This is a genomic window from Micromonospora sp. D75 (genome assembly GCF_018070405.1).
GTDB lineage: Bacteria > Actinomycetota > Actinomycetes > Mycobacteriales > Micromonosporaceae > Micromonospora > Micromonospora chalcea.
The window spans coordinates 1-9,459 of the sequence record NZ_JAGPXV010000177.1; the positions used below are offsets into that span (position 1 = coordinate 1).

General features: G+C 72.4%; 12 protein-coding genes and 1 pseudogene. 5 read left to right on the forward strand and 8 right to left on the reverse strand.

The window, feature by feature from the left end; all coding sequences use genetic code 11:
* The 3 genes and pseudogenes from KBX39_RS13365 to KBX39_RS13375 all read right to left on the reverse strand — a co-directional run.
* Positions 1-197 (reverse strand): annotated as a pseudogene (locus tag KBX39_RS13365) (Zn-dependent oxidoreductase); the annotation flags it as partial.
* A gap of 76 nt (positions 198-273) precedes the next feature.
* Entirely contained in the window at positions 274-1,449 is a 1,176-nt protein-coding gene (locus KBX39_RS13370) for an NADP-dependent malic enzyme (protein WP_043328531.1), read from the reverse strand.
* Between the two features lie 157 nt (positions 1,450-1,606).
* Positions 1,607-1,945, reverse strand: a complete 339-nt coding sequence (locus tag KBX39_RS13375) for a S24 family peptidase (protein ID WP_043328529.1) — start codon at positions 1,943-1,945, stop codon at positions 1,607-1,609.
* A gap of 78 nt (positions 1,946-2,023) precedes the next feature.
* On the opposite strand from KBX39_RS13375, the gene sodN reads away from it, so the two are divergent.
* From sodN to KBX39_RS13390, 3 genes are read left to right on the forward strand one after another with little or no spacing between them, the layout of a single operon-like run.
* Complete coding sequence (gene sodN / locus KBX39_RS13380; protein ID WP_043328527.1) at positions 2,024-2,428, forward strand: superoxide dismutase, Ni; 405 nt, start codon at positions 2,024-2,026, stop codon at positions 2,426-2,428.
* Entirely contained in the window at positions 2,425-2,949 is a 525-nt protein-coding gene (locus KBX39_RS13385) for a GNAT family N-acetyltransferase (RefSeq protein ID WP_210870794.1), read from the forward strand. The genes sodN and KBX39_RS13385 overlap by 4 nt, the downstream gene beginning before the upstream one ends.
* 32 nt (positions 2,950-2,981) lie before the next feature.
* Positions 2,982-3,389, forward strand: coding sequence for an ATP-binding protein (locus KBX39_RS13390; RefSeq protein WP_030503230.1), 408 nt, complete (start codon positions 2,982-2,984; stop codon positions 3,387-3,389).
* Between the two features lie 37 nt (positions 3,390-3,426).
* Here KBX39_RS13390 and KBX39_RS13395 read toward each other — a convergent pair whose 3' ends face one another.
* Positions 3,427-3,828 (reverse strand): hypothetical protein, encoded by a 402-nt coding sequence (locus KBX39_RS13395; RefSeq protein WP_210870798.1) that lies wholly within the window; start codon positions 3,826-3,828, stop codon positions 3,427-3,429.
* 43 nt (positions 3,829-3,871) lie between these two features.
* On the opposite strand from KBX39_RS13395, the gene KBX39_RS13400 reads away from it, so the two are divergent.
* Together KBX39_RS13400 and KBX39_RS13405 are read left to right on the forward strand one after the other, a co-directional pair.
* Positions 3,872-4,822: a diacylglycerol kinase family protein gene (locus KBX39_RS13400; RefSeq protein ID WP_030503232.1), complete on the forward strand. Its 951-nt coding sequence runs from the start codon at positions 3,872-3,874 to the stop codon at positions 4,820-4,822.
* Positions 4,823-5,270: 448 nt separating this feature from the next.
* A complete protein-coding gene (locus tag KBX39_RS13405) occupies positions 5,271-5,528 on the forward strand; it encodes a WhiB family transcriptional regulator (RefSeq protein WP_013288358.1) in 258 nt (85 codons plus the stop codon).
* A 63-nt stretch (positions 5,529-5,591) separates the two neighbouring features.
* Here the strand turns inward: KBX39_RS13405 and KBX39_RS13410 are convergent, their stop codons facing one another.
* Genes KBX39_RS13410 through KBX39_RS13425 form a run of 4 tightly spaced genes read right to left on the reverse strand, consistent with a single transcriptional unit; the run spans position 5,592 to position 8,933 of the window.
* Complete coding sequence (locus KBX39_RS13410) at positions 5,592-6,308, reverse strand: sirohydrochlorin chelatase (RefSeq protein ID WP_064447881.1); 717 nt, start codon at positions 6,306-6,308, stop codon at positions 5,592-5,594.
* A gap of 14 nt (positions 6,309-6,322) precedes the next feature.
* Complete coding sequence (locus KBX39_RS13415) at positions 6,323-7,072, reverse strand: phosphoadenylyl-sulfate reductase (RefSeq protein WP_043328516.1); 750 nt, start codon at positions 7,070-7,072, stop codon at positions 6,323-6,325.
* Positions 7,069-7,227: a hypothetical protein gene (locus KBX39_RS13420; RefSeq protein WP_013288361.1), complete on the reverse strand. Its 159-nt coding sequence runs from the start codon at positions 7,225-7,227 to the stop codon at positions 7,069-7,071. The genes KBX39_RS13415 and KBX39_RS13420 overlap by 4 nt, the downstream gene beginning before the upstream one ends.
* Positions 7,224-8,933 (reverse strand): nitrite/sulfite reductase, encoded by a 1,710-nt coding sequence (locus tag KBX39_RS13425; RefSeq protein WP_043330952.1) that lies wholly within the window; start codon positions 8,931-8,933, stop codon positions 7,224-7,226. The genes KBX39_RS13420 and KBX39_RS13425 overlap by 4 nt, the downstream gene beginning before the upstream one ends.
* Positions 8,934-9,459 lie beyond the last annotated feature (526 nt).

The following is a 9,459-nucleotide window of genomic DNA, read 5'->3' on the forward strand; positions in this document are numbered from 1 at the left end:
ATCGGGAGCTGGTCGGCGGTCAGGCCCACGCCACGCAGCGACCAGAGGTCGTGGTGGTTGAGCGAGCTGGCCCGGACCCGCACGGTGACCCAGTCGTCCTGCGGGTGGGTCGGCTCGGGACGGTCGCCGACGGCGAGCGCGGCGAGCGGGTTGTCGGTGTCGAAGGCCGAGGCGAAGGCAGCACGCATGATCGGCACGGTAACAAGCTGAGCAGCAGTTAAGAAGGGGCCCTTCCTCTACCGGAGGCGTTAAGAAGGGCCCCTTCCTTACATCTCAGCGGCGGGCGACGCCGTCGCGGCGGGCGGCTTCGGCGACCGCCTCGGCCACCGCCGGCGCGACCCGGGGGTCCAGCGGCGAGGGCACGATCGCGTCGGCGGTGAGCGACTCGGCCACCACGTTCGCGATGGCGTCGGCGGCGGCCACCTTCATCGAGTCGGTGATCCGGGTGGCGCCGGCGTCCAGCGCGCCCCGGAACACGCCGGGGAACGCGAGCACGTTGTTGATCTGGTTCGGGTAGTCGCTGCGCCCGGTGGCGACCACCGCCACGTGCCGGGCGGCCACCTCGGGGTGCACCTCCGGGGTGGGGTTGGCCAGCGCGAACACGATGCCGCCGGGCGCCATGCCGGCCACCGCCGCCTCGGGGATCTGGCCACCGGAGACGCCGATGAGCACGTCCGCGCCGCGCAGCGCCTCGGTGATGTCGCCCTGGCGCCCCTCGGCGTTTGTGAGTTCGGCCAGCTCGGCCTTGGTGCCGGTCAGCTCGCGGTGCCGGCCGATGATGCCGCGCGAGTCGCACACCACCACCCCGGCCGGGTCGACGCCGCCGGCGATCAGCATCTTGGTCACCGCGACACCGGCCGCGCCCGCGCCGCTGACGGCCACCCGCAGGTCGCCGAGCTTGCGGTTGAGCAGCGTGGCGGCGTTGCGCAGCGCGGCAAGCACCACGATCGCGGTGCCGTGCTGGTCGTCGTGGAAGACCGGGATGTCCAGCGCCTCGTCGAGCCGCCGCTCCACCTCGAAGCAGCGCGGAGCGCTGATGTCCTCCAGGTTGATCCCGCCGAACGAGGGCGCGAGCGCCTTGACCGTCGCGACGATCTCGTCCACGTCCTGCGTGTCCAGGCAGACCGGCACCGCGTCGACGCCGGCGAACTGCTTGAACAGCACCGCCTTGCCCTCCATCACGGGCAGCGCGGCGCGCGGGCCGATGTTGCCCAGACCGAGTACGGCGGAGCCGTCGGTGACGACCGCGACGGTGTGCGACACCCAGGTGTAGGTGTCGGCGAGCGCGGGGTCGGCGGCGATCGCCTCGCACACCCGGGCAACCCCCGGGGTGTACGCGAGGGAGAGGTCCTCGCGGCTGGTCAGCGGGACGGTGGAGGCGACTGCCATCTTGCCGCCGACGTGCAGGCGGAAGACGGGATCGGCGGGGTCCGGGGTGGACGAAGACATGGTGACTCCAGGATCTGTCGAGCAGACGGACCGGCCGGCGTGGTCAGCGGTGGTCAGCGACCGGCGGCGCGGCGGTGCGGGGGTCACCCGGGCACTTTCCGAGCATAGTCACGCTTCGGCAGCCAGTATGTGAGCGGGGTCATATCCGCTCCGGTCGTTACCGGCCCCTGACCAGTCCCGGACGCGGCCACCAGCGGGCCACCACCCGGCCGCGGACGTCGGCCACCCCGTACGCGCGGGAGTCGTCGGCGACGAACTCGTTGTCGCCGCGCAACCACCAGCCGCCGTCGCGCGGTTCCACCGCCCGCTTGACGACGAGCAGGTCGGGACGGCTGCGGAAGACCGCGACGACCACGTCACCGGGGCGCACCGCCCGGCCGCCGGTGCGGACCAGCACCGCGTCGCCGTGCCGCAGCGTGGGGGACATGGAGGGGCCGGTCACCAGCACCGGCGTCAGCGGGCCGCGCAGCGCCGGAGGTTCGCCGGTGGGCGCCATGTCACCTCCCAGCCCCCGAGGGCGTCTCCAGGAGTAATGTCGTCTTGGATCATCGCAAACAACCCATGGAGGACCCTGATGCGCCTTCCCCGCATCCTCACGCCCCGGGTGACGGCCAGCGCTCACTGCGACCTGCCCTGCGGCGTATACGACCCGGCCCAGGCCCGGATCGAGGCCGAGTCGGTCAAAATGATCTGTGAGAAGTACCAGGCCAACACCGACCCGGAGTTCCGCACCCGCGCCATCCTGATCAAGGAGCAGCGGGCGGAGCTGGTCAAGCACCACCTGTGGGTGCTCTGGACCGACTACTTCAAGCCGCCGCACTTCGAGAAGTACCCGCACCTGCACCAGCTGTTCAACGAGGCCACCAAGCTGGCCGGCGCGGCCGGCGCCAAGGGCGCGACCGACCCGGCCAAGGCGGACGAGCTGCTGGCGAAGATCGACGAGATCTCGAAGATCTTCTGGGAGACCAAGCAGGCGTGACGTCGCCCGACGGCACTCCGACGATCCGGCCGGTACGTCCTGGGGACGTACCGGCCGTCGTCGCCATGGTGCACGAACTCGCCGAGTATGAGCGCGCCCCGGAGCAGTGCCACCTCACCGCCGAGCAGCTGGAGGCGGCCTTGTTCGGGCCGGCGCCGGCGCTCTTCGGTCACGTGGCCGTCGACGCGGCGGACCAGCCGATCGGTTTCGCGCTCTGGTTCCTCAACTTCTCCACCTGGGCCGGCGTGCACGGCATCTACCTGGAGGACCTGTACGTCCGCCCGTCCGCCCGGGGCACCGGCGCGGGCCGGATGCTGCTGGCCACCCTCGCCGCGATCTGCGTCGAGCGCGGCTACCAGCGGCTGGAGTGGTGGATGATCAACTGGAACCCGGCAGCCCGCTTCTACGCCGCGATCGGCGCCACGCCGATGGACGAGTGGAACCCGTACCGCCTGGCCGGGCCCGCGTTGCGCGAGCTCGCCACGCACGCGACGGCCGCGCCCACGCGGTCGGCCCCCTGACCGGGTAGAGTCCCGCACCGGGGGGAGGAGCCGTGACTCAACTGACCGGGCACCCGACGACTGACGACGACGTCGTCCACCTCACCGTGCCCGCCGACGGTGGTTACCTCGGCGTGCTCCGTACCGCCACGGCCGGCCTCGCGGCCCGGCTGCAGTTCGCCCTCGACGAGATCGAGGACCTGCGCATCGCCGTCGACGAGGCGTGCGCCATGCTGCTCGCCATCGCCACCCGCGACGCCGAACTGGAGTGCCGGTTCGCGGTCACCGAGGACGCGCTCACCGTCGAGGTCACGGTGCCGACGGTCCGGGGCGCGACGCTGCCGTCGGAGTCGTCCTTCGCCTGGAAGGTGCTCACCGCGCTGACCACCGGGGCCAACGCCCACGCGACCGACGGCCGGGCCACCATCTCGCTGCTGACCCGCCGCGCCGGCGGCTACTGACCGGGTCGCGGCCACCGCTCCGGCGGCCGTCCGGCGTTCAGCGGGCCGGGTCGCCGAAGCCGAGCGCGCGGTTGGTCGGGCCGCTCACCAGCAACCCGACCATGCCGATGCCGAACGCCATGAGCGGCAGCCCGAGCCAGCCCATGCCGCCCTCGATCATGAACCCGCCGACCGGCAGCAGCATGAGCTGAAGCACGATCGCGGGCGCGCGTGCGCCGGCGCGACGGCGGGACAACGCGCCGCCGAGCGCCCAGAGCGCCACCGCGCCGCCGATCGCGAACGCGGTCACCCACAGCGCCGAGACCAGGTCCGTCGTCTCAGCGGTGAGGTCGGACCAGATGAGCCACACCGCGATCAGCCCGAGCGCCACCGCCTCCGCGCGTAGCAGGAGCACCGCGGCGCGCAGCGTGCCGGGGACCGGGTCGGAGTCGATCGTCACGGGCGCCACGATACCGGTGGGTAGTCGCGGTACAGTGCCGCCCATGCGGGCCGTCCTGGTGGTCAATCCGAAGGCCACCACCACCAGCGAGCGCAGCCGGGACGTGCTGGTCCGGGCGTTGCGCAGTGAAGTCGACCTGTCGGTGCGCTACACGCGCCGGCGGGGCCATGCCATGGACCTGGCCCGGGAGGCCGCCCAGGAGGGCGTCGACCTGGTGGTCACGCTCGGTGGCGACGGCACCGTCAACGAGGTGGTAAACGGCCTGATGGCGGCGGAGCCGCCGACGTTCCGGACCGGGCAGACCTCGGCCGAGCGGCTGCCCGCGCTGGCCACCGTGCCCGGCGGCTCGACGAACGTCTTCGCCCGCGCGCTCGGGCTGCCCCGGGAATGGCCGGACGGCACCAGCATGATCCTGGAGGGACTGCGGCTGGGCCGGTCCCGCACGATCGGGCTGGGCCGGGCCGACGACCGCTACTTCACGTTCTGCGCCGGCTTCGGGCTGGACGCGGCGGTCATCCGCCGGGTGGAACAGTCCCGCAAGAAGGGGCGCGTCTCCACGCCGGCGCTCTACTTCCGGTCCACCGCGAGCCAGTACTTCGTCGGCTCGGACCGCCGCCACCCGTCGATCACGCTGGAGCGTCCGGGTGAGGCGCCGGACACGGAGCTGGCCACGGCGATCATCCAGAACACCGCGCCGTGGACGTACCTGGGCGACCGGGAGATCAACCCGAACCCGGAAGCCTCGTTCGATCTCGGGCTCGACGTGCTCGCGCTGCGGCGGCTGCGGGTGGCCAGCACGGCCCGTACGGCGGCGCAGTTCTTCTCCCGGAAGCCGGACCCGCACGGCAAGCAGGTGCTGCGCCTGCACGACCTGGCGGAGTTCACCCTGCGCTCGGAGCGCCCACTGCCGTTCCAGATGGACGGGGACTACCTCGGCGAGCGGGAGAAAGTCCGATTCACCTCCGTGCCGGCGGCACTGAGAGTAATCTGCTAGGTCTCGGGTACTCCAGTCGGTTGACGCGGATCCCCCCGCCGCGCGGGCGCGGTGGCCGCCACGCCGAGGAAGGGTGCCGGAAATGTCAGCAACGTCACGCAGACCGTACTACATTGATTATCGACTGTGGCACGCCGGGTAACCAGGACCCTGGTAAACCCGGACAAATGGGTGGTGAGCCCGCTCACTGTTCGGAGTTTTTCCGAGCGGCACCCTTGACATCGCTGTAGTTCGTGAAAGTATTCACAAGCGAACTCGTGTTGCCGGGACATTGCCTGGATATGCTCGTTCGGTTGAGCTGTTCCAGCAGGTCCAGGCACCCCACAGCCTGCTCACGCTGCGCCGAATTGATGGATGCTGACCGTCACCCTTCGGCAATGCGGACGCAAATAGGAATAGCAACGAAGCGTTTACTGGCCACCCACTAAGAATGAGGAGTGTTGCCGCCATGGACTGGCGCCACGATTCGGTCTGCCGCGACGAGGACCCGGAGCTGTTCTTCCCCATCGGGACGTCCGGCCCGGCCCTCCTTCAGGTGGAGCAGGCGAAGGCCGTCTGCCGGCGCTGCCCCGTGACCGACCAGTGCCTGCAGTGGGCGCTGGAGTCCGGTCAGGACGCCGGCGTCTGGGGCGGGATGAGCGAAGAGGAGCGCCGCGCGGTGAAGCGCCGCGGCGGTCTCCGGGTGCTGCGCGCTCACTCCGCCTGACCCGTACCACACGACAACGCCCCGGCCGGGATTCCGGCCGGGGCGTTGCGTTGTCCTCACCCGTCAGGCCGCAACCGTGTCCACGCGCCGCCGGACCAGATCCGCCAACTCCGGCAGGTCGTTCAGCGGCTCCGCCACCGCCACCGCGCCCGCCGACCGGGCCGCCGCGCGTACCCCGTCGTGGAACCGGCCCGGCGCCAGGAAGTAGGCCGCCACCGCGACCCGGCGGGCCCCCGCCGCGCGCAGTCGCGCCACCGCGCCGCCGACCTCCGGCGGCGCCGCCGACGCGTACGACACGCGGCACGGCACGCCCAGCCCGGCGCCGAACGCCGCCGCGACCCGGCCCACCGAGGCACGAGCGGCCGGATCCCGGGTACCGGCCGCCGCCAGCACCACCGCGTCCAGCCCGCCCGGCCCGTCGCCGGTCGCCTCCGCCAGGCGGCGGCGCAGCCCGTCCAGCAACCCGCCGTCCACGCCGGAGCCGGCCGGGCCCAGCACGTCGGTCACCCGTACCTCGATCTCGGCGCCGGCCGCCGCGACCGCCGCCGGGATGTCGACCTTCCGGTGGTACGCGGCGGTCAGCAGCAGCGGCACCAGAACCGCCCGGGAGTGGCCGGCGGCGGCAAGCCCGCGCAGCACCTCGGCCGGGCCGGGATCGGTGTGGTCCAGCCAGCTCGGCAGCACCGCACGGCCGGGCCAGGTGTCCGCCACGGCCCGGGCCAGCGCCCGGGTCGCCTCCGCCGCCCGAGGGTCACGGCTCCCGTGCGCCACCAGCACCACGGGCGGCCCGGCCCTCAGGTGTGCAGGCCGCACTCGGTCTTCTCGAACATCGCCCAGCGGCCGGACCGCGGGTCCTCCCCCGCCTTCGTCCGCCGGGTGCACGGCCAGCAGCCGATCGAGCCGTAGCCACGGGCGAACAACTCGTTGACCGGGATGTCGTACCGGGCCACGTACGCGTCCACCTCCCGCTGCGTCCACGCCGCGATCGGGTTCACCTTGACCTTGCCGCGCCGCGCGTCGAAGCCCACCACCGGCGTGTTCGCCCGGGTCGGCGACTCGTCCCGGCGCAGCCCGGCGGCCCACGCGTCGTACCCGGACAGCGCCCGCTCCAGCGGCTCCACCTTGCGCAGCTGGCAGCAGTCGTCCGGGGACCTGTTGAACAGCCGCGGACCGTACTGGCCGTCCTGCTGGCCCACGGTCATCCGCGGCCGGATCGAGCGCACCCGCACCGGCATCCGGCGGGCCACCTCGTCACGCACCCGCAGCGTCTCCGGGAAGTGCAGCCCGGTGTCCAGGAACACCACGTCGACGCCGGGCGCGACCCGGGAGACCAGGTGCGCCACCACCCCGTCGGCCATCGAGCTGGTCACGCAGAACCGCTCGCCGAACGTCTCGGCCGCCCACCGGGCGATCTCGATCGCCGGCGCGTCCGCCAGCTCCCGGCCGGCCTCCTCGGCCAGCGCGCGCAACTCCTCCGGGTCACGGCGGGCCGGCCCGGCCTCGCCGATCAGGCCGAGGCCGGCGGCGGAGACGAGGCCGCTCACCGGGTCACCGCCCGGCTCAGCAGACCGGTGAACTTGACCGCGAAGACCCGCGCGCAGGCGTGGCACTCCCAGGCGCCGTGTCCGGCCTCGTGCGGTCGCAGGTCCTCCTCCCCGCAGTACGGGCAGTAGAGAGGCGCAGATCGGGCATCGCTCATCGGAGCTCCTCCTCGTCGGCTCTGATCACCCAGTTGGCGAACGTCTCACCCTCGGTCCGGCCGGCCAGGTAGCGGCGGGCGAGCCGTTCCACGTACTCCGGAAGCTCCTCGGCGGTGGTCTTCAGGCCGCGCAGCTTGCGGCCGAAACCGGCGGTCTGGCCCTGGGCCATGCCGAGGCCGCCGCCGAGGTGCACCTGGAAACCCTCGACCTGCCGGCCGTCCGGGCCGACCACGAGCTGGCCCTTGAGCCCGATGTCCGCGACCTGGGTGCGGGCGCAGGCGTTCGGGCAGCCGTTGAGGTGGATGGAGATGTCCGCGTCGAAGTCGCGCAGCCGCTCCTCCAGGCGCGCGACCAGCTCCTCGCCGCGCCGCTTGGTCTCGACGATGGCGAGCTTGCAGAACTCGATGCCGGTGCAGGCCATCGTGCCGCGCCGCCACGCCGACGGCCGGGCCTCCAGGCCGATCCCGCGCAGCGCCGTGACCAGCTCCTCGGTCCGCTCCGGCGCCACGTCCAGCACCAGCAGCTTCTGGTACGGGGTGAGCCGCACCCGGCCGCTGCCGTGCGCCTCAACCACGTCGGCGAGCTGCGCCAGCTGGGTGCCGGAGACCCGGCCCACCACCGGGGCCGCGCCGACGTAGTTCGCGCCGTCACGCTGGGCGTGCACACCGATGTGGTCCACCGGCTTCGCCGGCAGTTCCGCGGCCGGACCGTCCAGCAGCGTGCGGCCCAGGTACTCCTTCTCCAGCACCTCCCGGAACCGCTCCACGCCCCAGTCGGCGACCAGGAACTTCAGCCGGGCCCGGTTACGCAGCCGGCGGTAGCCGTAGTCGCGGAAGATGCCGACCACACCGGCCCACACGTCCGGCACCTCGTTCAGCGGCACCCAGACGCCGAGCCGCTTGGCGAGCATCGGGTTGGTGGAGAGCCCGCCGCCCACCCACACGTCGAAGCCGGGACCGTGCTCCGGGTGCTCCACGCCGAGGAACGCGATGTCGTTCGCCTCGTACGGGGTGTCGACCAGCCAGGAGATCGAGGTCTTGAACTTGCGGGGCAGGTTGGAGTACGCCTTGTCGCCGACGTACCGGCGGACGATCTCGTCGATCGCCGGAGTCGGGTCGAGCACCTCGTCCCGGGCCACCCCGGCGACCGGGCTGCCCAGCACGATCCGGGGGCAGTCGCCGCACGCCTCGGTGGTCTGCAGGCCGACCGCCTCCAGCCGGCGCCAGATCTCCGGCATGTCCTCGACCCGGATCCAGTGGTACTGGATGTTCTGCCGGTCGGTGATGTCGGCGGTGTCCCGGGCGAACTCGCGGGAGATGTCCGCGATCACGCGGAGCTGGGCCAGGTTGAGCTGGCCGCCGTCCACCCGGACGCGGAGCATGAAGAACTCGTCTTCCAGCTCGTGCGGCTCCAGGACTGCGGTACGCCCGCCGTCGATGCCGGCCTTGCGCTGGGTGTAGAGGCCCCACCAGCGGAACCGGCCGCGCAGGTCCTGCGGGTCGATCGAGGCGAAACCGCGATGGGCGTAGATGTTCTCGATCCGGTCCCGCACGTTCAGCGGGTCGTCGTCCTTCTTGATCCGCTCGTTGGGGTTGAGCGGCTCTTTGTGCCCGAGCGCCCACTGGCCCTCGCCGCGTGGCCGGCGGGGCGCACGGGCGGCGGGCGCCGGGGAGTCGGGACGGGTCGGGGTGCTGCTGACCGCCATCGCGGCGTCCTCCATTGCTTGCTGCGGTGCCTGCGAGCGCGGACGCGGCGGCCGGCCCGGGAGTGGGCCGTGGACGGCGATGTCGATGACGGCCGGCGCGAGTGCGCGCCCGAGACGGAAGGGTCGGGCGTCGTCAGTGGGCCGGACAGATCGCGCTGCGCACGCGGCCGTAATCGACGTGGCGGCGAGCCACGAAGCGGCGGACGACAGCGGCGGTCATGTGCCTCATGCTGCCACACCACGCCCGGCCGGACCACAGCTCCGCACTGTGATCCCACATCACGGGCCCCAACCGGGATCGACTCCCATCCCTGTCCCCCGCCACCCCTCCCCGCCCTCTCCCGTTGATCAAGGAGTTGACGTCCCCCAACCCGCCACATCAGGCCGCAATCTCCTTGGTCGACACCGCCGGCCCCCGTCCACCCCCGTCACCGCACCGTTGATCATGAAGTTGGCGGGGACAAAAGGGACGGTGAGTGCCGTCAACCTCATGATCGACGGGGCCGGGGCCGGGCGGGGTGGGGTG

What these genes read in the sequence shown, in the direction of transcription:
- sodN (WP_043328527.1), top strand. Translation starts at nt 2,024, where the DNA reads ATGCGCCTTCCCCGCATCCTCACGCCCCGGGTGACGGCCAGCGCTCAC.
- KBX39_RS13420 (WP_013288361.1), bottom strand. Translation starts at nt 7,227, where the DNA reads ATGAGCGATGCCCGATCTGCGCCTCTCTACTGCCCGTACTGCGGGGAG.
- KBX39_RS13375 (WP_043328529.1), bottom strand. Translation starts at nt 1,945, where the DNA reads ATGGCGCCCACCGGCGAACCTCCGGCGCTGCGCGGCCCGCTGACGCCG.
- KBX39_RS13425 (WP_043330952.1), bottom strand. Translation starts at nt 8,933, where the DNA reads ATGGCGGTCAGCAGCACCCCGACCCGTCCCGACTCCCCGGCGCCCGCC.
- KBX39_RS13400 (WP_030503232.1), top strand. Translation starts at nt 3,872, where the DNA reads ATGCGGGCCGTCCTGGTGGTCAATCCGAAGGCCACCACCACCAGCGAG.
- KBX39_RS13405 (WP_013288358.1), top strand. Translation starts at nt 5,271, where the DNA reads ATGGACTGGCGCCACGATTCGGTCTGCCGCGACGAGGACCCGGAGCTG.
- KBX39_RS13370 (WP_043328531.1), bottom strand. Translation starts at nt 1,449, where the DNA reads ATGTCTTCGTCCACCCCGGACCCCGCCGATCCCGTCTTCCGCCTGCAC.